The organism is Vibrio sp. 10N.261.45.E2 (assembly GCF_002875705.1).
Lineage (GTDB): Bacteria > Pseudomonadota > Gammaproteobacteria > Enterobacterales > Vibrionaceae > Vibrio.
In genome coordinates, this window is sequence record NZ_MCZZ01000130.1 from 118,700 (window position 1) to 144,240 (window position 25,541).

A 25,541-nucleotide genomic window follows, 5' to 3' on the forward strand; every position below is an offset into this window, starting at 1 on the left:
CGTATAGTTGTGCAATAAACGTTTAATAAAGTTATTTACTCTACGTCTTTTATCACTCGACCTTGTCTTGGCATCGTTTGAAAACTGCGACAATGCAGACTTCTACACGAGTAATAGGTTGGTGCAAAATCGTTAACAACAACTCGTTCAGTAATGTTCCACAGTCGTTGATTCTCTACTTTCATTACAGGGAAAGTGTAAGGGTATTCCCCTATTTTGCCATCTTCACTACCATTAGATTGCCCAACTAATGTAATCAGACGGCCTTCTGCAAAACTTAGAGGCTCGACGTACCCTTCAATGTAACCAACAAAACGTCCGCTTGGTTCTGCGTCAAGATCTGGCTTGCCGTTACTCGAAATCGGCATGTTAGCGACTTCAATTCGGGTCTTATCTTTCAAGTTGGTGACTTTCGAGATCACACCACCTAATCGAACACTTTTCGCATCTGGGAGTTGGTCGACCCATTGTTGGTAGTCGCTAATAACGGGCTCTGATGTTGCTTCAAGTTCGCTAGGAAGTGATGAACATCCGGCAAGTACCAAAACACCAACAGAGAAGGCTATGAGGCGTAATTTAGATAAATAATTTGACATGGTTCTGGTCCTTAAACAAGCATTAATAAGAAGCTCTAGATGTAGATATCGACACCGATAAGCTTTGCAAGTTCTTCTTTCTTCGCCTGATTCATTACATCCATATACTCTTCCATAGCCTTACGTCCTCGGCCTTCTGGAAGATCATACTGGATTTGAGCCTTGTGTAGTTCGGACTCTTTAACGTGACGAATAGAATGAGAAACAGCATTAGCCACTTTTGTCGGTTGCCCGACCGCAGTGCTAGCATCAGATTTTTTTGCCTGCTCCTTCTTTTTAATTCGATTCGGCTTAGACGTACTGCCTATCGAAGAAGGAGGTAAGTTGTTAATTGATACCATGACTAAATATCTGCCCTCTCAAATCTAAATAATACGCATTTAGACCCAATTTGCATCAGAACCTTGTAAAAAATTACTCGCGACCGGGTAGCTTTTTCCACGTCACTTTGTCACGAAGGTAAACTGGCTCAGACTCTTCTGCTGCAACCGCTTTGCCTTCTGCATAAGCGAATTGAGCAAGGAAAGCCATATCTTGAGCTTCTGGGAATAGCACTTCACACGCTTTGGTGTTGATCGCGAGTGTGTCCATATGCTCAGCGTACGCTTCCCAACCGGTGCCTACTTTCGCCCATGTCCCCGAATCGGCTTCAAGCTGCGTAGCCAATTCGTTTGGTGGCGTTACACATTCCGCATCAACCGCTGTCCAGCGACCATCTTCTTCACGGCTGTAACGAGCCCAGTATACTTCACTCATACGAGCATCAATCGCTGTCGCAACATGAGTTTCACCAAATTTACGGTAGCTACCTTGCGCCATCGCTGCCAATGTAGAGACACCGATCATTGGTAAATCTGCACCAAAAGCTAAGCCTTGAGCAATACCAATACCAATACGCACCCCCGTGAAACTGCCTGGGCCTTGGCCAAACGCAATAGCGTCTAGGTCGGTTAAAGCGACATTCGCTTCTTTCAGTACTTCATCAACCATAGGTAGAATTTTTTTCGTATGGTCTCTAGGAGCCTCTTCGCTACGTGCGAACACCTGGTCACCGATTACTAAAGCAACTGAACAGTTTTCAGTTGCGGTATCTACTGCAAGAATTTTCGCGCTCATTCGTGTCTCAAATATCTGTTATCTAATCTAAAAATAATGGCTAAACTCAACAATGCCAATTACTCGGCAGCGGTTGAATGGTCTTTAGCTAAGAATTCTTTAATGACCCCTAAGTCACGGGTACGTGGGATAGGCGGTAAACTCGCCAAAAATATGCCACCGTAATCGCGAGTCACCAACCGGTTATCGCAAATAATCAGAGCGCCATTGTCGCGCTTGTCACGTATCAATCGGCCGACACCTTGTTTCAAGGTAATCACAGCGTCTGGCAACTGTACTTGTGCAAAAGGATCACCCCCTTTTAGCTTACAGTCCTCGATTCGAGCCTTAAGTAAAGGATCATCAGGAGCTGTAAAGGGCAATTTGTCGATGATAACACAGCTTAATGCGTCGCCCCTAACATCTATACCCTCCCAGAAAGCACCCGTAGCCACCAGCAATGCGTTGCCTAATTCCATGAATTCAGCCAAGGTTTTTTGCTTACTTGTCTCACCTTGCAGCAAAACTGGAACCGTGAGGGTTTCTCGGAATCGCTCGCCTAGTTCTTTCATCATGCTGTGTGACGTACATAAGAAAAAACAACGGCCTTGGTTCTGCTCAATCACAGGGGTCAGCATTCTTACTAACTTATCCGCGAGGCCTGGGCTATTCGGTTCCGGTAGATAACGAGGCACGCACAAACGCGCTTGATTCGGGTAATCAAAAGGGCTCGGCAGTGAAAACTGTGCCGACGGCTTTAAGCCAAGTCGAGAGGTAAAGTGATCGAAATCATCTGACACCGCCAAGGTTGCTGAGGTAAATACCCAAGCGCCCGGTTTAAGTTCGATTTGCTCATGGAATTTATCCGCAACCGACAGTGGTGTGATGTGCAAAGCGAATTGCCTTGGTGTTGTGTCATACCAATAGGAGTAACCCGTAATCGACACATCGCACACACGTTCAATGCGTGACTTAATCATGTTCGCACGTTCAAAAGCGGTGTCTAACAGTTGGCTTCGACCCAATGCTAGCTTCAATACATCGACGGCCAGTTGCAACGCATCTTGTAGACGAACAAGTTCTCGTGCAATTGACTCAGACTTTAGTGCTTCACGCCAGTTACCACGAAAGCCGGTATCGCCCAACACAATGCGTAGGTCGGCAGCTGACTGAACGAGCCTGTCCCCCACCTTTTGTAACTGACGCATGTCTTTCGCTTCGGTTCGGTAGGCGATCTCGATGTCTTTAGCGAGCTCATTGATCTGTCGGCTCGACACGGACTGACCAAAGTATTGGCTGGCAATATCGGGAAGCTGATGGGCTTCATCGAAGATAAACACGTCTGCTTCTGGGATTAGCTCACCGAACCCGGTTTCTTTAATCGCTAAGTCCGCTAAGAATAGGTGATGGTTTACAACAACCACATCCGAATCCATCGCTTTTTTACGCGCCTTAAGCACAAAGCAATCGGTGTAGCTTGGGCACTCTTTACCTAAGCAGTTGTCGTTAGTGGAAGTAATCGTAGGAATGATTGGGCTGTCTTCAGCGATATCATCACAATCGCCTAAATCCCCCGTTTGAGTGGATGACGACCAACTACGAACTTTGACTAACTGAGCCAGCAGTGTTGGATCGGTATGAGCACCATGACTCTCGATCATTTGACGGCTGAGTCTGTCCAAACACAAATAGTTTGAACGCCCTTTAAGTAACGCAACCTGACCATAAAAGCCAAGCGCATCGGCCATCAGTGGTAAATCGCGATGAAACAACTGTTCTTGAAGGTTTTTAGACCCCGTACTAATGATGGTTTTCTTGCCACTAAGTAGCGCTGGCACTAAGTAAGCAAACGTCTTACCGGTACCCGTTCCCGCTTCAACAACTAATTGGCTCTGTTGCTCAATAGCTTGTGAAACCGCTTCAGCCATGTCTAGCTGAGCTTGTCGTGGCTGAAACCCTGGGATCGCTTTACCCAGAGCACCATCAGCAGAAAACGTTTTAGATATCATAGAGTACGAAGTTTAGAAAAATAGAAGACGAATTATGGCAGGTTTAGTGAGCCGGCGCGAATCAAGAATGACTTCGCACCGGAGGTGTTTGGTTTAGTTTGACGTGACTTGAGTTACCTTAAAGGTAAGAACTGAAGAAGTAAGAATTAGAGAGTCATTTTTATTTTCGACTTAGATAACGTGACAACCAAGAGGCGCCTTCAAAATGGTTATAACAAGGTTGCATGGCCTTCACTGCATCGGTTGGCGAGGTCTTGCTTTCCCACATTTCATCTAGAACATTACCATCTAACTCCGTACCACCCACCAATGAATTCACTCGCTGGCAGTACAGTTTTTTTGTTAGTAACTCTTTATCCATAAGTATCACCTCTATTTTTGGCCAAGGCGTAAATGCCTCGGTTGAAGTTCAAATGCGTACTACGGTCAAAACTTTAAAAATGAAGCTTCTGCCTGTTTTCCTATCTAAAAACTGATATTTCCACATCAAACAATTTATCAAAGCGATAAATGAGCAGCAGAATTTGTTGAAACCAACTTGATAATAGATTAATTATAACGGTGATATTGCGGCTCAGTTCACCGTTCGACGGCCTGCATTTAATTTAAAAAATAAAAATATTTCATGGAAGTAAGATGCAAATGGAAAGAAAAACTTTACTAACACATTGTACTGATGCCCCGGGCCTCATCTCTAAGATCACCAACATTTGTTATAAGCACCAACTCAATATTATTCACAACAATGAGTTCGTAGATAACACAAGTGGCCACTTCTTTATGCGCACCGAGCTTGAAGGGTATTTCAATGACGAAACCTTGCTTGCCGATTTAGACCAGGCGCTGCCACAAAATACGAAGCGTAAACTTGTTGATTCATCTCGCAAGCGTGTTGTGATACTCGTGACCAAAGAGGCGCACTGCCTTGGCGACATTCTAATGAAGAACTTCGATGGCAGTTTAGACGTGGAAATCGCAGCAGTGGTTGGCAACTATGACATTCTACAAAGCCTAACCGAGCGTTTTGACATCCCTTACCACCATGTTTCTCACGAAGGGCTAAACCGTGAAGAGCATGAGAAGAAGATGCTAGAAGTGATTGACCAATACGAGGCTGATTACCTTGTTTTGGCTAAGTACATGCGAGTACTGACTCCGGGATTTGTTGAAAGGTACAACCACAAGATCATCAATATCCACCACAGCTTCTTGCCAGCATTTATCGGTGCGAAGCCATACCAACAAGCGTATGAGCGTGGCGTAAAGATCATTGGTGCAACGGCACACTTCGTGACTAATGATCTCGATGAAGGACCGATCATTAAGCAAGACGTTATTCCAGTGGATCACAACTTCAGCGCGAAAGACATGGCGCAAGCGGGTCGTGACGTAGAGAAGAACGTATTGAGTAAGGCGCTAAACAAGGTGATCAATGATCACGTGTTTGTTTACGGCAACAAGACTGTGATTCTGTAAGTTGCTAATTTAAGTTCGACTTCCAGCTAGAATCCAATAAAAAACGCGCAATAGGGTTAACCCACTGCGCGTTTTTTATATTTAATGTTCAGGGTAACTTTAAGAGATTCCCGACTACGCTCCTTCGTCGCTATCGGGAATGACGTCGTTCTCTAGCTAGCAAAAACTATGGCTCGGAAACAATCCACTCAAACCGAATGATTGTAAGGCACAAGCCTAGCCCACATCCGTCATTCCGACGAGCCTAAGCGAGATCAGGAATCTCTTCTTTGAACAACCTTAAGCTAAGCTTGCTCTGACTCCACAATCTTCTTCAATGAATGTGGGTGCAGCTTGATGCAAATCCCTTGATGTTTAAAAGCCACCGTTGGGTTATTCAAACGTTCACCCTCGCCTTTTGGGCTAGAGAGTTTGATCTTAATACCTTGTTCAGCCAGTGTTTCAAAGTTAGCAGCAAACTGCGGGTAAGTCTCTTTCAGATCCGCTAGGTACTCATCTGCCGTTTGGGCGTGAGACGGAATCACAAACTCAACATGTTCCCAATCTTGGCTCGGGTAAACCTTGCCTTTTGCTGGGTATGGCAGCTCCAAACATTCAATGTTCCAACCACGACTTTGCAGAGGTTCATCAAAAGCCAACACCACAATCGGACGGCCATTGATCATCGCCTCTGAAATCGTAGAGCCGCACTCAGACCATGCTTGATGTGCAGACTTCGCTAATTCCGTTTCATTGATTCTTAGCGCGATATGATCCGCTTGAGCAAAACTCAAATCTAAACCTAGTACGTTACCTAGGTTCTCAATTTTTGCCATAAACGTATCAAGGCGGGCAATCATTTGTTGTGGTTCTAGTTCAGCTTGCTTGAGGCTCATCGTCATTGTCTGTGTTCTCCAAATAATGGCTGCATGTTATCAGTTTTGCCTTCTCCAACAAGCGTTGCTTTGATAAAAAATACGCAATAAGTATGTTCTTTCTACCCCTTAAACATGCAAACGCGTCTTGATAAAAGTCGATTGTCAAAAACCCCTTAGGAAATGTTAATTTTCTATCAATTCGACCTATAAGAAACTCCACAAAATTGGTATGATTAACGCCATTTTTGTGAACTTAAACAGTGTCTGTTGTTCATTTCGGCATTAAATCGTTAACTAGACGCATAATTAACCAATTTAATGACCTCGAAATAACGGCCACTCTTATCATCCTTGAATTGAAGGAAACGCGTGTGAATATCCAAGCACTTATTAATGACAAAGTATCTCAGGCTCTAGAAGCCGCTGGCGCACCTGCAGGCTCTCCTGCGGCTGTTCGCCAATCTGCAAAACCACAATTTGGTGACTACCAAGCAAACGGCGTTATGGGCGTTGCTAAGCGACTAGGCACTAACCCTCGAGAGTTTGCTCAAAAAGTATTGGACGTTCTAAACCTAGACGGTATCGCTTCTAAAGTTGAAATCGCAGGTCCAGGTTTCCTTAACATCTTCCTAGATGAAGCTTTCCTAGCACAACAAGCAGACGCAGCGCTTGCTGATTCTCGCCTTGGTGTTGCAGTAGCAGAAACACAAACTATCGTTGCAGATTACTCTGCACCAAACGTTGCGAAAGAAATGCACGTTGGTCACCTACGCTCTACGATCATTGGTGATGCGGTAGTTCGTACTCTAGAATTCCTAGGCCACAACGTTATCCGTGCTAACCACATCGGTGACTGGGGTACTCAATTCGGTATGCTTATCGCAAACCTTGAGCGCGTTCAGGCTGAACCTGGCGAAGTTTCAATGGAGCTTGCTGACCTTGAAGGCTTCTACCGTGAATCTAAAAAGCTTTACGATGAAGACGAAGAGTTCGCTGTTAAAGCACGTGGTTACGTAGTGAAACTGCAAAGCGGCGACGAGTTCTGCGCAGAGATGTGGAAAAAGCTTGTTGACGTAACAATGATTCAAAACCAACGCAACTACGATCGTCTAAACGTGTCTCTAACTCGTGATGACGTGATGGGCGAAAGTATGTACAACCACATGCTACCGACTATCGTTGCTGATCTAAAAGAGCAAGGTCTTGCTAAAGAAGATGACGGCGCACAAGTTGTATTCCTAGATGAGTACAAAAACAAAGATGGTGACCCAATGGGCGTTATCATCCAAAAACGTGACGGCGGCTTCCTTTACACAACAACTGATATTGCTTGTGCAAAATACCGTTTTGAAGAACTGGGCGCAGATCGCGTACTTTACTTCATCGACTCACGTCAGCACCAACACCTAATGCAAGCTTGGACTATCGTTCGTAAAGCAGGTTACATCCCAGAATCTGTTTCTCTTGAGCACCACGCGTTCGGCATGATGTTAGGTAAAGACGGCAAGCCATTCAAGACTCGTGCAGGCGGTACTGTTCGTCTTGCTGATCTTCTTGATGAAGCCGAAGTTCGTGCGGCACAGCTAATCGAATCTAAAAACCCAGAACTTGCAGAAGACGAGAAGAAAGCGATCGCTAACACAGTTGCGATGGCAGCAGTTAAATACGCAGACCTTTCTAAACACCGTACTACTGACTACGTGTTCGATTGGGATAACATGCTTGCATTCGAAGGCAACACTGCACCGTACATGCAGTACGCGTACACTCGTGTTGCTTCAATTTTTGCTAAAGCTGGCATTTCTATGGACTCTCTTGAAGGTGAAATCAAAATCACTGAAGAGAAAGAGAAAGCACTTATCGCGAAACTTCTACAATTTGAAGAAGCAGTACAGTCTGTTGCTCGTGAAGGTCAACCACACATCATGTGTAGCTACCTGTTCGAACTTGCTGGTCAATTCTCTAGCTTCTACGAAGCGTGCCCTATCTTAGTGGCAGAAGACGAGACTGTTAAGCAGAGCCGTCTGAAGCTTGCTGCACTAACAGCGAAGACTATCAAGCAAGGTCTATCGCTTCTAGGTATCGATACTCTAGAGCGTATGTAATTCCCTTAGGGTTACAAAGAATAAATACAAAGGTTGATGTGAGAGCATCAACCTTTTGTTTTATCTAACGTATACTGAATTCAAGAAATCGAAATGGATAATAATAATGAGCTTTGAACTTCACCCACAGTTAGCGAAAGACACCACGCTTATCGGCGAGTTTCCTCTGAGCCTAGTACTACTAAGCAAAGATAACGCAGTGCCTTGGGTTATCTTGGTACCAAAGCGCGCCAACCTAAAAGAACTGCACCACTTACCAATGAAAGAACAACAGCAGTTCTTACATGAGTCTCAAGCGGTAAGCCAAGCATTAGAAGCAACGTTCCAACCAGATAAGTTAAACCTAGGTGCACTAGGTAACATGGTACCGCAGCTTCACATTCACCATATCGCACGCTTCAAAGACGACATCGCTTGGCCCGGCCCGGTATGGGGTAATACCAAAGGCGAACAACGCAGTGAAGAAGAACAAGCCGCAATCCATACTCGAATTCAAAATGTTCTGTCACTGAGCTCTATCTTCAAGAAAGCTTAATTTGAGTTCATCTAACTAAGCTATAAAGCAAGATAGTTAAGAAAAGACACATAACAAAAAGCCGCTCATCTTAGATAAGCGGCTTTATAATTTTCTAACCTCTCTGTACTCAATGAGTGTATGAAGTTCTGAACTACATCATCACGTTAAGCGATAAACCATCTTGTTTGCTAATCGTATAGCGAATGCGTGTTGTATGGCCATGCTTGTTAGTATCGACCAAGCGAGAAATTTTCCCTTTCTTGACCCACACACCCAGCATCGCATCTACGCCATCTTCGCTCATACCAAACTTTGCAGCGAGTTCTTTACGAGCCGCAACACCTTGGCTATCAATGTATTGATGAAGTTCAGTTAAAATCATACGACTTGCACCTCTAGCGCTTTCTGCTTACTGCCAACTTTCTTGAACACGCGATACGTCACCACAAAACCACTAGCAATTGCCACCATCCACACTGCACTTGTCACCGGATGCGCAGCAAAGTTTGCTGCTTGGTAGTAGAAGGTCGCACCAAAGTAACCAAGCGCCATTGTCCAAACAGCAATAAAGCGTGCGAACGTCTGGCCAAACTCACGTACATAAGCACCCATTGCAGCAACACAAGGCGTGTAAAGCAGGATAAGAATCAAGTAAGCGAATGCAGCATGGCCAGATACAAATTTGTCTTTTAGGTTACCAAAGATAGATGAATCGACTTCTTGATCTTCAGCCACTGAGCCAGAGTCTGATAAGTCACCCACTTCAATACCTAATGGATCTGAGTAGCTCAGACCTGATAAGTTTTCAGGAATCGTCATCACCGCTTCTTGCAAGCTTGCTGCTAAGTCAAACTCAGCTGCTTCTTCATCAGAAGGCGTTGTGTATAGGCTGTTTAATGTACCTACAACGGCTTCTTTTGCGAAAATACCGGTAATGATACCAACCGTCGCAGGCCAGTTTTCTTCAGTAATACCAATTGGTTGGAATACAGGCGTTACAACTTGAGCCGCTTTAGACAGCACAGAGTTCTCGCTGTCTTCATTACCGAAGCTGCCGTCCATACCTAGCGAGTTCAAGAAGCTCAGGATTGCTACAACCATTACGATTGTTTTACCTGCACCCAGTACGAAACGCTTCAGTTTTTGCCACGTTTTCAGCATTACGTTTTGCACTGTCGGCAATTCGTAATCTGGCATTTCCATCACTAAGCTATCGCTGCTACCAGGGTAGATGGTGTTCTTAAGGAATAGGCCCGTAAACACAGAAGCAACAATACCCATGATGTACAGAGCAAATACCACGTTTTGTCCTGCTCCTGGGAAGAATGCAGCTGCGAACAGAGCGTATACCGGAAGACGAGCACCACATGACATAAACGGCGCCATAGATGCTGCCAATTTACGTTCACGCTCTTGGTCAAGAGTACGAGTCGCCATGATTGAAGGTACGTTACAACCAAAACCTAGTACCAGTGGTACAAATGCTTTGCCCGGTAAGCCAATCTTCTGCATCACTTTATCAAGTACAAATGCAGCACGAGCCATGTAGCCTGAGCTTTCTAGTACCGCTAAGAATAGGTAAAGAGCTGCAATAACAGGAATAAAGGTCGCAACCGTTTGAATACCACCGCCGATGCCATCAGCAAGTATCGTTACTAACCAAACTGGTAAGTGACCATCTAATAAATGGTGCCCACCATCAACTAATATGGCTCCAACACCAATATCGAAGAAGTCGATAAACGCACTACCGATATTGATAGAGAACATGAACATTAGGTACATGATGACGAAGAAGAAAGGAATACCGACCCATTTGTTCAAAATGAATTGGTCTGCTTTCTCTGTAAAATTACGGCTTAGTTTACCTTCGCTGCGACGAACACGTTTACAAAGGTCATGTAAGAAAGTGTATTTAGCGTCAGCGACAGCAAGGTCAATATCGAAATCAGCACCAAGACGCACACTATCAATTTCAGTGCGAATTTGTGGAGCCAGTCCATTCAATACCAAATAATCATTTTCTAAAGCACGAATCGCTAGCGCTCGATGAGATACGTCAGCATCATCAAATTGGGATTCAATAGAAGGAATAAGCGCTTCTAAAGCGGCATCGTAATCAATAGAGATAGGATCAAGACTCACACCTTGCACAAGCAGTTTATGTAGGCGCTCTTTAAAACGAACCACTTGGCCTTTGTCGTTTGCCGATAAGCTGAGAACTGGGCAACCTAGCTCTTTCTCAAGCGCTTTAAGGTTAATCACCTGACGTTCACGCTTTAATACATCCATTTTGTTCAACACAACGATCATTGGGCGACCCAACTCACGTAGTTGTAATGTCATGTATAAGCTTCGTTCCAGACAGCTTGCGTCGACAACATTGATGATCACATCTGCTGGATGAGTAAGCACAGCGCGAGACGCGATAGACTCATCAATGCTGTTCGCATCATTACCACTGTCTAGTGCGTAGATACCTGGCAAGTCCGTTAGCTGAAACTTATCACCTGCGTGTGAGTATAAACCCGTTTTCTTTTCTACGGTTACACCAACCCAGTTACCCACATGCTGCTTAGCACCCGTCAGTGCATTGAACAGTGTTGTTTTACCACTATTCGGGTTACCCACTGTAAGAACTTGATAATCCATTTAGATAACCTCGATTTGTTCTGCAATGCTTTCACGAATGGCGATAGATACACCTCTCACTTCTACCTGAAGCGGATCACCCATAGGTGCACGGCGAATAAGTGTCACCTCGGTTTTTGGCAACATACCCATGACCATCAGCTTTTTCCTTACCTCTGGTGTTAAACCAGTGAGTGCAACAATAGAAGCCGCCTTTCCTTGCTCTAGTTGTGAGAGTTTCATAAATACCCAATTTTCGTGACTGATAATGAGAAAGATTGTTATTAACGCCATGATACACATACATGCCCACAATTCTATTGTGTGAAATCAATGTTTTCGAAAATACATGCTCGTAAATTTCGTTAAAAACGTTTACGTCAAAAACGTTACTTTCAACAACTAGCGAGACCTACCCCACTAGTACAAAACCACAAAAGCACCAACAAACCTAAACTTATCAATGAGTTATGATGATGTCGGTTTTGTCATAGGTATCTGTCGTTAATTTTATAAGTAAAATAAGTACCTGGGCGTATAGTTACTCCATCGAAGAGAAACTCCTTCTCTTTAATTTTATTCCAGAGGTGATATGGCTTTGTCATATCACTCCGGCAGCAAGCGAAGGTGTCCTTGGCACCCGTGGTATAGTCCCCCCGACTATACCACGATATTTTTTTCTTCCTCTTGTGTTACCCCAATAGCCTTTAGAAATTGCATCAATCTCGTATCTCGTATCTCGTATCTCGTATCTCGTATCTCGTAGAAGCATAAAAAAGCCCCAACACGAATGTTGAGGCTAAAGTATCTTTATTTATCTGATGGCAGAGTATCCGCTACTCATTACTCTTCGTTGTTTTCAGCAAACTTAGATGGTGACATACCAAAGTGGTGCTTAAATCTCTGACTGAAATATGAAGGGTCATTAAAGCCTGAATCAAATGCCACATCTGAAATCTTCTCTCCAGCCAACAAGCGCTCGCATGCATGCTCTAGACGAACTTCATTCAAGTGTTCTTTGAAGGTCTTGTTGTAAGCCAATTTAAAACGTCTCTGTAAGCTTCTCTCAGACATAAACAAATACTTAGCAGCAGTTGCAGTACTAAATTCAGCATCAGCGTAGTTTTCACTCACAAGCTGCGACACTTTGTTCTTCCATTCTTGTTCCGCTGTCAGCTTTTGTTGTCCTGGCGTCGAAGTCGCAAGCTTAATGGTTTCAATCTGTTCAATTGTACTCGCTTCAAGGTTATCGAGTACTTGATATTCAATTGGCCACGAAAGCTGAACCTTATTTTGAGACTCCGAAACAAAGGCGTTAAGCTCGCCACCGCTTTGATTCATCAATAGAGGCAGCTTTTCAATGTTGAGGTCGGTCGACTTTCCAGTATTGTCACTCATACTTGATGCCAATTTAGGGAAAGGCATCCCATGATCTCGAATGGTAACAACAAGATGCTCCTTAACCTCTTCAACCAGGACAACCATACTCTGCGACTTAAAGTTTCTTTTGATGATGCTGGCTACCAAGCTATTGAAAATAATATCGAGATTAAAATACAACAGGGAAACATATCGCTGCTTTGTTTCGACTTTAATATCCAGTTCAATACCGGCTTTGGCTAAGTCATCCTGCCAAGCTTTGAGCACTGCTTCCAAGATTAAAATGATATCGTAACAAACTTGCCCTTTCCCTTGAGGAGTATTACTCAGTTGGGCTAAGCCATTTTTCAAGGTCAGAATTGGCGACTTCCCACGCTCATCATTCCAACTCGGAAGCATCGCAGCAATATGAGTAACTTCAGCAGAGAGTTCATTGGCGGTGTGAGACACAAGCGCATTCTTAACTGCTAGCTGCTTTTTAAGCTGTTGATTAGTCGCGAGTAATATCCGACTCTGGTGCCTCAATTGATCCGTCTTCAATGCAACTTGCGCTTTTAAGTATCTGTTGGCAAAAGTTACATAGCGCGAACGCCAAAAGACTAAGATAGTCACGACACCAATCAATAACATCAGTGAACTCGCTACAGCCCAATTTGTGAGATACCAAGGCTCAGCAATTGAAAAGCTTTGATTCGTTGACACAAAGCGGTAATGGGAGTCCTTAACAGGTTTCACTTCCAGTGTGTAATCCCCAGGAAGAAGGTGATCGAGCGTTAATAACCCCCCTTCAAATTCACTCCAAGGTTCATCATCGTTCAGTCGATATTCCATCGCAGGCGCGAATGTTGCTGGCAATATGCCTAGCTTAAAGCCCATCGAAGAGCCGTAAGGAATCTCATCCAGTTCAGCCGTTTTCCCACCAACAGATACCGTTTGTTGATCGACACTTATCTTACTCAATAAGGCTCGACTGTGAGGTGTTGTAGATACCAGTAACTCATTAGACAACGCGCTGACTACGCCATACTTTGAACCAAAAACCAGCCTCGAAGATTGACTATCTTCACTGTAAAACAGATCACATGCCCCCGCCGCCAATTCATTGGTGATCAAACCAAATGGCGAACCAATGTGTTTATGCAGTTGTCCGTCCAACCCGTAATAACTGATACCTTTCGAAGACCCTAACCACACCCCATTATCATCACTGATCAAACAGCTCGGGCTGATATTGTCTTCAACAAGGTTTATCTCTTGAACAACAGAGCTACCATAAGGGATTCGATACACCCCATAACTACTCGCAAACCACTGAGCCCCATCCTTCGCTTTTTCAATATCGACGACTTTGCCAAACCGTTCGCTTGAACGACTAAAGCTAATTCGTTTATCAACAAAAGAATAAAAGCCATGGTCCGTACCTATATAGACACTGCCTTGCAAACCAATATTTAAATCCGTGATTTTTGCTGGCAGAAATTTGTCTACGAGCCAATCCATTCCATAGTTTGTCAGCGCCATATTATCTATCGACAATGAATAGAGGTTTTGTCCTGAGGTCATCCAGAGTACGTTATCCGCTTGAAGCGAAAAGTTTTCAACGTTAACTCCCTCAATCGGCCTTGGTAAATCAAGGACTTCGGGTTGAAGCGTTTCCGTATTTAAACTAATGATGCCCTCTTCGGTCGCTAACCAGATTGAAGAACCAAAGATCTCAAAGTCATTAACGGGATTAGAGTACACACGAATTGGGTTCTCTTCACTTTTAGAGTCAACCAAGTAGAGCCCCATTGAGGACGCGACCCAAGATAACTGTTCATTGACAGGTAATACTTTATTGACCACCACACTACTCGAGTGCATACCCATTCCGGTTAAAGGTGTTCTCGAGAAGGTCTTACTGAACAGTGAGAAATATCGGATACCGTTGTTTGTCGCTACCCACATGCCACCCGCATGGTCGTTTATCAACGAGTATATTTTCTCACCCGGTAACGAGAAGTCTTGATTAGCGGCTTGTTCAAATCGAGTAATTTGTCCGGTAATAAAATTGTAGCTAATGAGTCCATGTTCTGTGCCTATCCAATACTGGTCCGAAGTTTCGGCTAGTGAAAGGACATGCGATCCTTTAACGACAATCTCTTCATCTGGATTAGTAAGATCAACAATTACCGCACCATTTAGGGTACCAATCACTAACTCACGTCGCGCATTCGAAAAATAAACCGTCTCGATATGATTTTTTTCTGATGCGGTAATATGGGTAAACTCTTGATCCTCAGAAAGGTAAACACCAGAACTGGTCGCCAACACCCACTTTGACAACACCCACTCCGCGTCATTAATCGCAATATCACTACTATTATTGTAACGGTACAGTTTCAGCAAAGAGTAAGTTTGGAATTCTAAAGATTGAGTGTTGTAGGTATAAAAATTACTGCCGTCAGTGACCCAAATATAATCGCCTGATGCACCGATATTCGCTATTTCAGCCCCTGGGCTTAGGCTGAACGCCAATTCATTGCCAATTCCAGGGCTATGTCGATACACCTCGTTATCGAAAAACGTCCAAAATTCATCATTAAGAAACGCAACTCTTTCTGAAGAAAATTGCAGCAAACTACCTTTACGTGGGAACAGAGTTCGACCATCGTAAAAGAGTACTTTTCCATGCACACCATGAACCCATAGCCCACCTCCGGCACCTAGGTACAAGTTTTTAGCCGCAAGAAAATTCCCTTGCGCTTGAGCGGGCAAAGGATAGAAAACAGAGGGTGATGTATTTACCGCTAGAACGCTAAATGAAATGCTCATTAACATGAACATTTTGAAGATAATTCGATACAACTCTTAATCCTGAACAGCAACACTGCATGAAATTTTGGTCGCCACGATGTCTGATCGTAGCCTAGCCAAAAACTGAGTTTTTTTGTGATAATTATTATCTTTCTATTTTAGCGGAAATTAGAAAAGGAGAAAGGAGGTTTGTTATTTGTTGGAAGGTTTTATCTTAGCGGTCACGAAAATGCCGCAAAAAGCGGCATGATTCATAAATTAATGAGAATAAAGTAGAGTAAAGAATGCTCTTTATAAATTACTTGCTGCTTAAGCAGCTTGTGTAGCTATCTGTAAGTTGCTGAAGGAAATCGAAATAACTTCCACTCTTCACTACAATATCTGAACCTACTGGATCAAGCTGTCCTTGCTTAGTGTTGCTTCCACGAGTTACAGACTCGATCACTGCTGGCGTGAATTGAGGTTCAGAAAATACACATTGAACGTTGTCACGTACTAAGGTTTTTTTGATAGCAATAAGGCTTTTTGCCCCAGGTTTTCGATCTGGGCTAACAGTAAAGTGACCTAGATTATTTAACTCAAACTCTTGCTCAAAGTAGCCATACGCATCATGGAACACGTAGTAGCCTTTGTCTTTTACTGGCGCAAGTTGCTCGCGAATTGCCTGCTCTTTCTCTTTCAATGTAATCAAGAATGAATCTAAGTTCTCTTGATACGCCATTGCGTTATCGGGATCAGATTCAATCAACTTAGCTGAGATGTATTTTGCTGCTACCTCAACTTGGTCGATGCCTAACCAGAAGTGAGGGTCATGGCTGCCGTGGTGGTGTCCTTCATGTGCATCATGGTCATGCTCTTCATGCCCGAACTCTCGCAAATTAATGCCCGGGATTTGACCAATTTCGATAACATTGTCATTAGACGCTATAACCTTCGTCAGGAACGCTTCTAAATCAGGACCGAACCAAATAACCATATCAGCGCTATGAACTTTTTTGACATCCGACGGTTTGAGCGCATAATCGTGCGGCGAAGCATTGCTGTTCATCAACACATCCGGTTCGCTAACGCCTTGCGTTAGTTCTGTCACAATCATTTGAATTGGTTTAAAGCTTGTTAGAATAGTATTGGCACTTGCAACACTTGGCGCTAATAGCAAAGTAGCAAGTATAAAAGATGAACGTGACATAATCCCTCGATAATAGAAAAGTAGCTTAAGCTTGAGGTAAATGTTACATTATAACATTAGCGAATTGCAAATGAGTTCTATTCATGGATAACTTAATCCAACTAGATTCTGTGAGCGTCGAGTTTGACGGTCGAAAAGTTCTAGACAACATCTCTCTAAATATTGAGCGCGGCAGAATCACCACCCTTATTGGGCCAAACGGTGCAGGAAAGTCGACATTAGTAAAAGTAGTTCTGGGTTTACAAACCAAGTTTTCAGGCAAAATAACAAAAGCCAACAAACTGAAAATTGGTTACGTCCCTCAGAAATTAAAACTCAATGACTCACTTCCCCTTAATGTTGAACGTTTTCTGAAGCTTACTGGTAAATTCAGCCAGCAAGAAATTCTTGAAGCCTTGAAAATGGTTGGTGCTGAGCATCTACTAAAAAGCAACATGCACCAGCTATCTGGCGGTGAAAACCAACGTGTGTTGATTGCTCGTTCATTATTAAGAAGGCCAGATCTACTGGTTCTTGATGAACCAGCTCAAGGCGTTGATGTTCAGGGTCAAATCGACCTTTATGAGCTCATTGATTCAATTAGGCATCGGTTTGGCTGCGCTGTGTTTATGGTGTCGCACGATCTCCACCTTGTTATGGCAAAAACGGACGATGTAATTTGCCTGCACCATCACATCTGCTGCTCAGGCGCACCTGCTGATATCAAGCATCATCCGTCTTACATCGCCTTATTTGGCACAGCAGTTCAAGAAAGTTTGGCTTTCTATCACCACCAACATGACCATCATCACCATGACTTGGCAGGGCAACCTGTCTCTGGCGATGTTCACGACTGCTCTAACCATAAACACGGACACCACTAATGCTTGAGTTCCTTTTACCGTCTATCCTTGCTGGATTAGGCATTGCCCTCATTGCAGGACCTCTTGGCTCATTCGTTGTTTGGCGCAAGATGGCTTACTTCGGTGACACGCTTGCTCACGCTTCTTTAATGGGTTTAGCACTTGGCTTCCTACTAGAGATAAACCTCTACTTAGCTCTGCTTATCTGCTGTTTGATGCTGGCTGTACTGTTGGTGACCTTACAAAAACAGAAGTTGGTTGCCACCGATACACTGCTGGGTATTCTCGCACATAGTGCATTGTCACTCGGTTTGGTCGCGGTGAGCTTTCTCGATAATGTCCGTGTCGATCTGATGAGTTATCTATTTGGTGATCTGCTTGCAGTTTCGCCTACTGACCTTGTGTTTATTTATGGTGGCGCGGCCGCTGTGGCATTAGTTTTGGCTATCTTCTGGCGTCCATTGCTATCCACCACAGTTAACGAAGATCTTGCCGCTGTAGACGGTATCAACATAGACCTGATGCGTTTGGTATTGATGTTAATGGTCGGTATCGTTATTGCGGTCGGTATGAAGTTTGTGGGTGCTCTGATTATGACATCGCTACTGATTATTCCAGCTGCGACAGCACGTAAATTTGCTCAAACCCCTGAACAGATGGCCTTTATTGCCTCAGGTATCGGTTCTCTGGCAGTACTCGGCGGCCTTAGTCTTTCTTGGTTCTACGACACCCCGGCGGGTCCTTCTGTCGTCATCACAGCAACCGCAATGTTTATGTTATCGCAGATGGTGAAGAATCGAGCATAGATTTGTTTCATATCTCGTATCTCGTATCTTCAATAAATTATCTTACAGCACATACAAAAAAGGCTTGGTCAGTGACCAAGCCTTTTTAATATCGTTCAGTTAACTTCTATCTTAATCGATAAAAATCAGCTGATTACCAACCCGTGATTTCACGTAGGCCTTTACCGATGTCAGCAAGAGACTTAACAGTCTTAACACCTGCTGCTTCAAGTGCTGCGAATTTATCTTCAGCAGTACCTTTACCGCCGGAGATGATTGCGCCTGCGTGACCCATACGTTTGCCCGGAGGAGCAGTAACACCAGCGATGTAAGAAACTACTGGTTTAGTTACGTTCGCTTTGATGAACTCAGCTGCTTCTTCTTCAGCTGTACCACCGATCTCACCAATCATTACGATTGCTTCAGTTTCTGGGTCTTCTTGGAAAAGTTTTAGGATATCAATGAAGTTTGAACCTGGGATAGGGTCACCACCGATACCAACACATGTAGACTGACCAAAGCCTTCATCTGTTGTTTGCTTAACTGCTTCGTACGTCAGAGTACCTGAGCGAGATACGATACCGACTTTACCTTTCTTATGGATGTGACCAGGCATGATACCAATCTTACACTCGTCTGGAGTGATAAGACCTGGACAGTTAGGACCGATCATACGAACGCCAGTTTCTTCTAGCTTCACTTTAACGTCGATCATATCAGTTGTAGGGATACCTTCAGTGATCGTTACGATCAGTTCGATACCTGCATCAATCGCTTCTAGGATTGCATCTTTACAGAAAGGAGCTGGTACGTAGATTACTGTTGCTGTTGCACCAGTTACTTCTACTGCTTCACGTACTGTGTTGAATACTGGAAGGCCTAGGTGAGTTTGACCACCTTTACCAGGTGAAACACCACCAACCATTTGCGTACCGTATGCGATAGCTTGGTCTGAGTGGAATGTACCTTGACCGCCAGTGAAACCCTGACAGATTACTTTAGTGTCTTTGTTAATTAATACAGACATTATTTAGCCTCCGCAGCAGCAACAACTTTCTGAGCAGCATCTGTTAGAGATTCAGCTGCAATGATATCAACATCAGAATTAGCAAGTACTTCGCGACCTAGGTCTGCGTTAGTACCTTCTAAACGAACAACTACAGGAACTGTCACGCCTACTTCTTTAACTGCACCGATAATACCTTCAGCGATCATGTCACAACGAACGATGCCACCGAAGATGTTTACTAGTACTGCTTTAACATTGTCATCAGAAAGGATGATCTTGAATGCTTCAGCTACACGTTCTTTTGTCGCGCCGCCGCCTACATCAAGGAAGTTTGCTGGCTTGCCACCGTGTAGGTTTACGATATCCATCGTACCCATCGCAAGGCCTGCACCGTTAACCATACAGCCAACGTTGCCATCTAGTGCTACGTAGTTCAGTTCCCACTGTGCTGCGTGTGCTTCGCGCTCATCTTCTTGAGATGGATCGTGCATTTCACGTAGTTTAGGCTGACGGTACATCGCGTTTGAGTCGATATTGATCTTGCCGTCTAGACAAAGCAGATTGCCTTCGCCAGTAATTACAAGTGGGTTAATTTCTAGTAGAGCTAGGTCGTACTGAGAGAACATTTGGCCAAGACCCATGAAGATCTTAACGAACTGTTTAATTTGATCGCCAACTAGACCAAGTTTGAACGCAAGTTCACGGCCTTGGTAAGCTTGAGGGCCCACTAGAGGATCGATCGCTGATTGGTGAATCAACTCTGGAGTTTCTTCAGCGATTTTCTCAATGTCCACACCGCCTTCAGTTGACGCCATGAATACAATTTTGCGCGTTGCACGGTCAACAACAGCACCTAGGTAAAGTTCGTTAGCAATGTTCGATGCTTCTTCAACTAGGATCTTTGTTACAGGCTGACCATTAGCGTCTGTTTGGTAAGTCACTAGGTTTTTACCTAGCCACTTTTGTGCAAACTCTTTAACGCCTTCTTTTGTGTCATGTAGCTCTACGCCGCCCGCTTTACCGCGACCACCAGCGTGTACTTGACACTTAACGACTTTCTTGGCTGTACTGATACGGCCTGCAGCTTCGAAAGCTTCTTGTGCTGTATCACATGCGAAACCTTCTGGTACAGGCAAACCGAATTCTGCAAACAGCTGTTTGGCTTGGTATTCATGCAAATTCATTTTGATATTCCGTTTATTTTCCCTTAAGGGATTATTATTTCCATAACGACACAGTTTCCTGTGTTACGTCTGTAGGGTCTTCTCAAATAAACTGCTGTCCATTTTCTAATGGCTTTACAGTTCAAGTGAAGGCCAGACGTTGAGCAGCCTAGCCTTTGAAACTTTTTACGTCTAGCTAACGAGGTTAACTAGACGTTTTAGCGATACTAAACGTCTAATAGCAGACGTGCAGGATCTTCTAGTAGCTCTTTGATGGTCACTAGGAAGCCAACTGATTCACGGCCATCGATTAGACGGTGGTCGTAAGAAAGCGCTAGATACATCATTGGTAGAATCTCTACTTTGCCATCAACAGCCATTGGACGATCTTGGATTTTGTGCATACCCAAAATTGCCGCTTGAGGCGGGTTGATGATTGGCGTAGACATTAGAGAACCGAATACACCACCGTTTGTGATAGTGAAGTTACCGCCCATCAGTTCATCCACCGTTAGCTTGCCGTCACGGCCTTTGATTGCTAGCTCTTTGATGCCTTTTTCGATATCAGCGAAACCTAGTGTGTCACAGTCTTTTAGTACTGGAGTTACTAGACCACGTGGCGTTGATACTGCCATGCTGATGTCGAAGTAGTTGTGGTAAACGATATCTGTACCATCAATAGAAGCGTTCACTTCTGGGAAACGTTTTAGTGCTTCTGTTACTGCTTTCACATAAAAAGACATGAAACCAAGACGCGTATCGTGACGCTTCTCGAATTGGTCTTTGTACTGCTTACGAAGGTCCATGATTGGCTTCATGTTCACTTCATTGAAAGTAGTCAGCATTGCTGTGCTGTTTTTCGCTTCTAGAAGACGGTTTGCAACTGTCTTACGTAGGCGAGTCATAGGCACGCGTTTTTGGCTACGAGCGGCTGCTGGCGCTTCAACTACTGGTGCAGATGCTGCTGCCGGAGCCGCTTTCGCTGCTGCTAGGTGTGCGTCGATGTCTTCACGAGTAATACGACCACCAACACCAGTGCCTTTAACGTCAGCTGGTTGTAGGTTGTGCTCTGCAAGCAAGCGACGAACCGCAGGGCTTAGCGCGTCGTTACTCTCTTCTGTAAGAGCCGCTTTGTGGCGCTTATCAGGAGAGGCTTCTGTATCTTCAGTGGTATCTTTCGTTGGTTCACCAGCGACAGCACCCGGCTTGATTTTAGCCAGAAGCTGCTTAGAAAGTACCGTAGCACCCTCTTCTTCGATGATAGCTTCCAGAACACCCGCTTCAGGAGCCGGTACTTCTAGAACTACTTTATCTGTTTCGATATCTACAATGACTTCATCACGTGCAACCGCTTCGCCCGGTTTTTTGTGCCAAGTAGCAACTGTTGCATCAGCCACAGATTCAGGTAAATCTGGAACCAGAATTTCAATTGTCATGTGCGTATTTTCCTTTTACTTCTAGTTCTTAAGTAGGGTCAAAGCGTCGTCAACTAACGCTTTTTGTTGTTTCAAGTGTACCGACATATAGCCAACAGCTGGTGATGCTGATGCAGGACGACCTGCATATTGAATATCAGCACCCACTGGGATAGCAGCTCGGAAATTATGCTGGCTACTGTACCAAGCACCTTGGTTTTGTGGCTCTTCTTGACACCAAACGTAATCGACTACATTTGTGTACTGTGCGATGGCAGCTCTCACGTCCTCGTAAGGGAACGGGTAAAGTTGCTCGATACGCACAATAGCGACATCGTCTTGCTCGTTCTTGCGTCTTTGATCAAGTAGGTCAAAGTAAACCTTACCTGAACAGAACACGACGCGTTTTACGTTCTCAGGTACCAGATCATCAATTTCTGCGATAGCTGGTTGGAACGTGCCTTCTGCCAAATCTTCAAGAGAAGAAGTACACAGAGGGTGACGAAGCAATGACTTAGGTGACATTACAATCAGTGGACGACGCATTGGTCGAACAACCTGACGACGAATCATGTGGTAAACCTGGGCTGGCGTTGAAGGAACAACAACCTGCATATTTTGTTCAGCACATAACTGAAGGTAACGCTCAAGACGTGCAGAAGAGTGCTCTGGGCCTTGACCTTCATAACCGTGAGGAAGCAGCATAGTTAGCCCACATAGACGTGCCCACTTTTGCTCGCCTGACGAAATAAATTGATCGATAACAACTTGTGCACCGTTTGCGAAGTCACCAAATTGTGCTTCCCAAAGGGTGAGACCGCTTGGCTCTGCTGTTGCGTAACCATACTCAAATGCCAGTACCGCTTCTTCAGACAATACCGAGTCAAACACTTGGAATGGCCCTTGCTTGTCATGGATGTTCGCAAGAGGAACATACGTGCTTGCATCTGATTGGTTGTGCAGTACTGAGTGACGGTGGAAGAACGTACCACGGCCTGAATCTTGGCCAGAGATACGAATACGCTTACCATCATCAACAAGTGTTGCGTAAGCCAGAGTTTCCGCCATACCCCAATCGACTTGTTTCTCACCATTCACCATGGCAGTACGATCGTTGTAAAGTTTGTTTACTCGACTTTGAAGCTTATGGCTGTCTGGGTATTGGCAAAGTTTGGTACCAAGCTCTTTGAGGCGCTCGATATCAACCTTATTATCCCATTCGATATTCCAGTCGTGGCCTAGGTAAGGAGACCAATCTACTGAGTGAAGTGCCATTGGGCGCCACTCTTTAACCACAACTTCACCGTGATCAAGTGCATCACGATATTCGTTAACCAGTTGAGTTGCCGTATCAATACCAAACTCACCGCGCTCCATTAGCACGTCAGCATAAAGCTTACGTGGTGTTGGGTGCTTCTTGATTTTTTGGTACATCAAAGGCTGTGTTGCATTCGGCTCATCGGCTTCATTGTGACCGTGGCGACGGTAACAAACCAAATCGATAACAACATCACGCTTAAACGTATTACGGTAATCTAGTGCAAGGCGCGCTACGAAAGCGACCGCTTCTGGGTCATCAGAGTTAACGTGGAAAATCGGAGCCTGAACCATCTTCGCGATATCGGTACAGTACATCGTAGAACGCGTATCGCGAGGGTTAGACGTTGTGAAACCAACTTGGTTGTTTACAACGATACGAACCGTACCACCCACGCAGAAACCACGCGCTTGAGACATGTTAAACGTCTCTTGAACTACACCCTGACCCGCGATAGCTGAATCACCGTGGATAGTAATAGGAAGTACACGGCTACCATCATTATCACCAAGGCGATCTTGACGTGCACGTACTGAACCGATAACTACCGGGTTTACGATTTCTAAGTGAGATGGGTTAAATGCTAGTGCTAAGTGAACGTTGCCGCCTGGCGTTGCAAAATCCGCAGAGAAACCTTGGTGGTATTTCACATCACCAGTACCCCACGTGTCGTCGTGCTTGCCCGCAAACTCGTCAAACAGGTCTTGTGGCTTTTTACCAAGCACGTTGACCAACATGTTTAGACGACCACGGTGAGCCATACCAACAACAACTTCACGCATGCCTTGTCCGCCAGCATGACGAATAATTTCTTTCGTCATTGGGATAAGAGCATCACCACCTTCCAACGAGAAGCGTTTTGCGCCTGGGAATTTTGCACCAAGATAGCGCTCAAGACCTTCAGCAGCAGTTAGCTCTTCTAGGAAAGCTTGCTTTTCTTCTTTATTGAAAGAGGGTTGACCAGATACAGACTCTAAGCGTTGTTGAATCCAACGCTTTTGCTCTGTATTTGTCATGTGCATGTATTCAGCACCAATAGAGCCACAATAAGTTTGCTTTAGAGATTTGTAGAGATCTTTAAGCACCATCGTCTCTTGGCCAATGGCGTAAGAGCCGACGTTAAACGTCTCATTGAGGTCATCTTCGGTAAGAGTGTGGAAAGAAGGGGCCAGTTCATCAACTGTCGCTCTTTTCCATAAACCTAGGGGGTCTAGATTTGCTGCTTGATGCCCTCGGAATCGATAGGCATTAATAAGTTGCAGAACTTTTACTTGTTTCGCATCGACATCTGGATCACTAACTTGGACACTGTAATGCTTTGTTTCTTGAGCGAGTCGACGGAAGTATTCACGAACACGAGAGTGTGGTTGTTCCACTGTCTCTGAAGCCTGCACAGGCAGTTCTTCAAAAACACTTCTCCATTCGTCACTTACCGAATCTGGGTCACTTAGATACAGTTCATAGAGTTCTTCTACGTACGTTGCATTGGCGCCAGCCAAGTGTGAAGACTCGAGCCATGCCTTCATCACGCCGTTGTGCATATTTTCCCTTAACCAGTAGTTTTCACGTTTGCTGCGGTCTATGCCGAGCTATTAAAAGGCCGCCCCAAAACTTCTAGGGCGGCAATTTTTATATAACTTAAACCGAACGATTCACTAGCATGGTCTTGATGTGACCAATCGCTTTCGTCGGATTTAATCCCTTAGGACAAACACTTACACAATTCATGATGCCATGGCAACGAAAAACGCTAAATGCATCATCAAGATCGGACAAACGTTCGTCTGTCGCAGTATCTCGGCTATCAATTAGCCAACGGTACGCTGCAAGCAGGCCTGCTGGTCCGATGAATTTGTCAGGGTTCCACCAGAACGATGGGCATGACGTTGTACAACATGCACACATGATACATTCGTACAATCCATCTAAATGAGCACGCTCATCAGGGCTTTGTAAGTTTTCACGAGCCGGTGGCACATTGCCATCAGACACTAAGAATGGCTTCACTTTTTCGTAGTTATCGTAGAACTGAGTCATGTCTACAATCAGGTCACGAACAACCGGTAAGCCAGGCAATGGACGAATCACAATCTTGTCTTGGCCCGAAAGCGCAGACAACGGAGTGATACAAGCCAGGCCGTTTTTACCGTTCATGTTCAAACCATCCGAGCCACATACACCTTCACGGCATGAGCGACGGAATGCGATCGTTGGATCTTGCTCTTTCAACAGAATAAGCGCATCCAAAAGCATCATGTCTGAACCTTCATCCACTTCTAGAGTGTATTCCTTCATATAAGGCTTCTGGTCGACATCTGGATTGTAACGGTATAAAGAGAAATTCAGTTTCATGGTCAT

Annotated in this window: 21 protein-coding genes; 5 read left to right on the forward strand and 16 right to left on the reverse strand. The window is 44.6% G+C overall.

Translation table 11 applies throughout. The features are described from left to right. Positions 1-35 precede the first annotated feature (35 nt). The 5 genes from BCT34_RS14975 to BCT34_RS14995 form a co-directional block, all read right to left on the reverse strand. A complete protein-coding gene (locus BCT34_RS14975; protein WP_076654566.1) occupies positions 36-596 on the reverse strand; it encodes a Slp family lipoprotein in 561 nt (186 codons plus the stop codon). A gap of 35 nt (positions 597-631) precedes the next feature. Further along, positions 632-937, reverse strand: coding sequence for a chromosome partitioning protein ParA (locus BCT34_RS14980; RefSeq protein WP_076654565.1), 306 nt, complete (start codon positions 935-937; stop codon positions 632-634). Positions 938-1,010: 73 nt separating this feature from the next. Beyond that, on the reverse strand, positions 1,011-1,712 hold the full coding sequence (tsaB, locus tag BCT34_RS14985) for a tRNA (adenosine(37)-N6)-threonylcarbamoyltransferase complex dimerization subunit type 1 TsaB (RefSeq protein WP_076654564.1): 702 nt from the start codon (positions 1,710-1,712) through the stop codon (positions 1,011-1,013). A 59-nt stretch (positions 1,713-1,771) separates the two neighbouring features. Further along, positions 1,772-3,700 (reverse strand): ATP-dependent DNA helicase, encoded by a 1,929-nt coding sequence (locus BCT34_RS14990; protein WP_076654563.1) that lies wholly within the window; start codon positions 3,698-3,700, stop codon positions 1,772-1,774. 160 nt (positions 3,701-3,860) lie between these two features. Then, entirely contained in the window at positions 3,861-4,061 is a 201-nt protein-coding gene (locus BCT34_RS14995; RefSeq protein WP_076654562.1) for a hypothetical protein, read from the reverse strand. A gap of 281 nt (positions 4,062-4,342) precedes the next feature. Here BCT34_RS14995 and purU point away from each other — a divergent pair, with 281 nt between their 5' ends. Further along, positions 4,343-5,176 carry a formyltetrahydrofolate deformylase gene (gene purU / locus BCT34_RS15000; RefSeq protein ID WP_048660881.1) on the forward strand — a complete coding sequence of 278 codons (834 nt, stop codon included), beginning with the start codon at positions 4,343-4,345 and terminating at the stop codon, positions 5,174-5,176. Between the two features lie 284 nt (positions 5,177-5,460). On the opposite strand, the gene BCT34_RS15005 is transcribed toward purU, so the two are convergent. Then, entirely contained in the window at positions 5,461-6,057 is a 597-nt protein-coding gene (locus tag BCT34_RS15005; protein WP_076654561.1) for a VOC family protein, read from the reverse strand. 347 nt (positions 6,058-6,404) lie between these two features. Between BCT34_RS15005 and argS the strand changes: the two genes are divergently transcribed. Both argS and BCT34_RS15015 read left to right on the forward strand, forming a co-directional pair. Further along, positions 6,405-8,138: an arginine--tRNA ligase gene (gene argS, locus BCT34_RS15010; RefSeq protein ID WP_076654560.1), complete on the forward strand. Its 1,734-nt coding sequence runs from the start codon at positions 6,405-6,407 to the stop codon at positions 8,136-8,138. 106 nt (positions 8,139-8,244) lie between these two features. Further along, a complete protein-coding gene (locus BCT34_RS15015) occupies positions 8,245-8,673 on the forward strand; it encodes an HIT family protein (protein WP_076654559.1) in 429 nt (142 codons plus the stop codon). A gap of 133 nt (positions 8,674-8,806) precedes the next feature. Here the strand turns inward: BCT34_RS15015 and BCT34_RS15020 are convergent, their stop codons facing one another. The 5 genes from BCT34_RS15020 to znuA all read right to left on the reverse strand — a co-directional run bounded on the left by BCT34_RS15020 (position 8,807) and on the right by znuA (position 16,651). Then, positions 8,807-9,037 (reverse strand): FeoC-like transcriptional regulator, encoded by a 231-nt coding sequence (locus BCT34_RS15020; RefSeq protein WP_017630655.1) that lies wholly within the window; start codon positions 9,035-9,037, stop codon positions 8,807-8,809. Beyond that, the gene (gene feoB / locus BCT34_RS15025) at positions 9,034-11,307 is read right to left on the reverse strand and encodes a Fe(2+) transporter permease subunit FeoB (protein WP_076654558.1); all 2,274 of its coding nucleotides are present in this window, start codon (positions 11,305-11,307) and stop codon (positions 9,034-9,036) included. The genes BCT34_RS15020 and feoB overlap by 4 nt, the downstream gene beginning before the upstream one ends. Then, the gene (locus tag BCT34_RS24465) at positions 11,308-11,529 is read right to left on the reverse strand and encodes a FeoA family protein (protein WP_008221191.1); all 222 of its coding nucleotides are present in this window, start codon (positions 11,527-11,529) and stop codon (positions 11,308-11,310) included. Between the two features lie 600 nt (positions 11,530-12,129). Beyond that, positions 12,130-15,492 carry an AraC family transcriptional regulator gene (locus BCT34_RS15030; protein ID WP_241902809.1) on the reverse strand — a complete coding sequence of 1,121 codons (3,363 nt, stop codon included), beginning with the start codon at positions 15,490-15,492 and terminating at the stop codon, positions 12,130-12,132. Positions 15,493-15,760: 268 nt separating this feature from the next. Further along, on the reverse strand, positions 15,761-16,651 hold the full coding sequence (gene znuA / locus BCT34_RS15035; protein ID WP_076654556.1) for a zinc ABC transporter substrate-binding protein ZnuA: 891 nt from the start codon (positions 16,649-16,651) through the stop codon (positions 15,761-15,763). A gap of 83 nt (positions 16,652-16,734) precedes the next feature. Between znuA and znuC the strand changes: the two genes are divergently transcribed. Then, positions 16,735-17,514 carry a zinc ABC transporter ATP-binding protein ZnuC gene (gene znuC, locus BCT34_RS15040; protein WP_076654555.1) on the forward strand — a complete coding sequence of 260 codons (780 nt, stop codon included), beginning with the start codon at positions 16,735-16,737 and terminating at the stop codon, positions 17,512-17,514. After that, positions 17,514-18,299 carry a zinc ABC transporter permease subunit ZnuB gene (gene znuB, locus BCT34_RS15045; protein WP_076654554.1) on the forward strand — a complete coding sequence of 262 codons (786 nt, stop codon included), beginning with the start codon at positions 17,514-17,516 and terminating at the stop codon, positions 18,297-18,299. The genes znuC and znuB overlap by 1 nt, the downstream gene beginning before the upstream one ends. Before the next feature lie 133 nt (positions 18,300-18,432). Here znuB and sucD read toward each other — a convergent pair whose 3' ends face one another. The 5 genes from sucD to BCT34_RS15070 form a co-directional block, all read right to left on the reverse strand. Further along, a complete protein-coding gene (gene sucD, locus BCT34_RS15050) occupies positions 18,433-19,305 on the reverse strand; it encodes a succinate--CoA ligase subunit alpha (protein ID WP_004734209.1) in 873 nt (290 codons plus the stop codon). Beyond that, the gene (gene sucC, locus BCT34_RS15055; RefSeq protein WP_010436793.1) at positions 19,305-20,471 is read right to left on the reverse strand and encodes an ADP-forming succinate--CoA ligase subunit beta; all 1,167 of its coding nucleotides are present in this window, start codon (positions 20,469-20,471) and stop codon (positions 19,305-19,307) included. The genes sucD and sucC overlap by 1 nt, the downstream gene beginning before the upstream one ends. Positions 20,472-20,677: 206 nt before the next feature. After that, the gene (gene odhB / locus BCT34_RS15060) at positions 20,678-21,886 is read right to left on the reverse strand and encodes a 2-oxoglutarate dehydrogenase complex dihydrolipoyllysine-residue succinyltransferase (RefSeq protein ID WP_017106130.1); all 1,209 of its coding nucleotides are present in this window, start codon (positions 21,884-21,886) and stop codon (positions 20,678-20,680) included. A 21-nt stretch (positions 21,887-21,907) separates the two neighbouring features. Further along, positions 21,908-24,724 (reverse strand): 2-oxoglutarate dehydrogenase E1 component, encoded by a 2,817-nt coding sequence (sucA, locus tag BCT34_RS15065; protein WP_076654553.1) that lies wholly within the window; start codon positions 24,722-24,724, stop codon positions 21,908-21,910. Between the two features lie 97 nt (positions 24,725-24,821). After that, positions 24,822-25,535 (reverse strand): succinate dehydrogenase iron-sulfur subunit, encoded by a 714-nt coding sequence (locus tag BCT34_RS15070; RefSeq protein ID WP_076654552.1) that lies wholly within the window; start codon positions 25,533-25,535, stop codon positions 24,822-24,824. Positions 25,536-25,541: the final 6 nt, after the last annotated feature.

Excerpts from the sequence above, each read along its gene's own strand:
- BCT34_RS14975 (WP_076654566.1), bottom strand. The coding sequence starts at position 596 with ATGTCAAATTATTTATCTAAATTACGCCTCATAGCCTTCTCTGTTGGT.
- BCT34_RS14980 (WP_076654565.1), bottom strand. The coding sequence starts at position 937 with ATGGTATCAATTAACAACTTACCTCCTTCTTCGATAGGCAGTACGTCT.
- tsaB (WP_076654564.1), bottom strand. The coding sequence starts at position 1,712 with ATGAGCGCGAAAATTCTTGCAGTAGATACCGCAACTGAAAACTGTTCA.
- BCT34_RS14990 (WP_076654563.1), bottom strand. The coding sequence starts at position 3,700 with ATGATATCTAAAACGTTTTCTGCTGATGGTGCTCTGGGTAAAGCGATC.
- BCT34_RS14995 (WP_076654562.1), bottom strand. The coding sequence starts at position 4,061 with ATGGATAAAGAGTTACTAACAAAAAAACTGTACTGCCAGCGAGTGAAT.
- purU (WP_048660881.1), top strand. The coding sequence starts at position 4,343 with ATGGAAAGAAAAACTTTACTAACACATTGTACTGATGCCCCGGGCCTC.
- BCT34_RS15005 (WP_076654561.1), bottom strand. The coding sequence starts at position 6,057 with ATGACGATGAGCCTCAAGCAAGCTGAACTAGAACCACAACAAATGATT.
- BCT34_RS15015 (WP_076654559.1), top strand. The coding sequence starts at position 8,245 with ATGAGCTTTGAACTTCACCCACAGTTAGCGAAAGACACCACGCTTATC.
- BCT34_RS15020 (WP_017630655.1), bottom strand. The coding sequence starts at position 9,037 with ATGATTTTAACTGAACTTCATCAATACATTGATAGCCAAGGTGTTGCG.
- feoB (WP_076654558.1), bottom strand. The coding sequence starts at position 11,307 with ATGGATTATCAAGTTCTTACAGTGGGTAACCCGAATAGTGGTAAAACA.
- BCT34_RS24465 (WP_008221191.1), bottom strand. The coding sequence starts at position 11,529 with ATGAAACTCTCACAACTAGAGCAAGGAAAGGCGGCTTCTATTGTTGCA.
- BCT34_RS15030 (WP_241902809.1), bottom strand. The coding sequence starts at position 15,492 with ATGTTCATGTTAATGAGCATTTCATTTAGCGTTCTAGCGGTAAATACA.
- znuA (WP_076654556.1), bottom strand. The coding sequence starts at position 16,651 with ATGTCACGTTCATCTTTTATACTTGCTACTTTGCTATTAGCGCCAAGT.
- znuC (WP_076654555.1), top strand. The coding sequence starts at position 16,735 with ATGGATAACTTAATCCAACTAGATTCTGTGAGCGTCGAGTTTGACGGT.
- znuB (WP_076654554.1), top strand. The coding sequence starts at position 17,514 with ATGCTTGAGTTCCTTTTACCGTCTATCCTTGCTGGATTAGGCATTGCC.
- sucD (WP_004734209.1), bottom strand. The coding sequence starts at position 19,305 with ATGTCTGTATTAATTAACAAAGACACTAAAGTAATCTGTCAGGGTTTC.
- sucC (WP_010436793.1), bottom strand. The coding sequence starts at position 20,471 with ATGAATTTGCATGAATACCAAGCCAAACAGCTGTTTGCAGAATTCGGT.
- odhB (WP_017106130.1), bottom strand. The coding sequence starts at position 21,886 with ATGACAATTGAAATTCTGGTTCCAGATTTACCTGAATCTGTGGCTGAT.
- sucA (WP_076654553.1), bottom strand. The coding sequence starts at position 24,724 with ATGCACAACGGCGTGATGAAGGCATGGCTCGAGTCTTCACACTTGGCT.
- BCT34_RS15070 (WP_076654552.1), bottom strand. The coding sequence starts at position 25,535 with ATGAAACTGAATTTCTCTTTATACCGTTACAATCCAGATGTCGACCAG.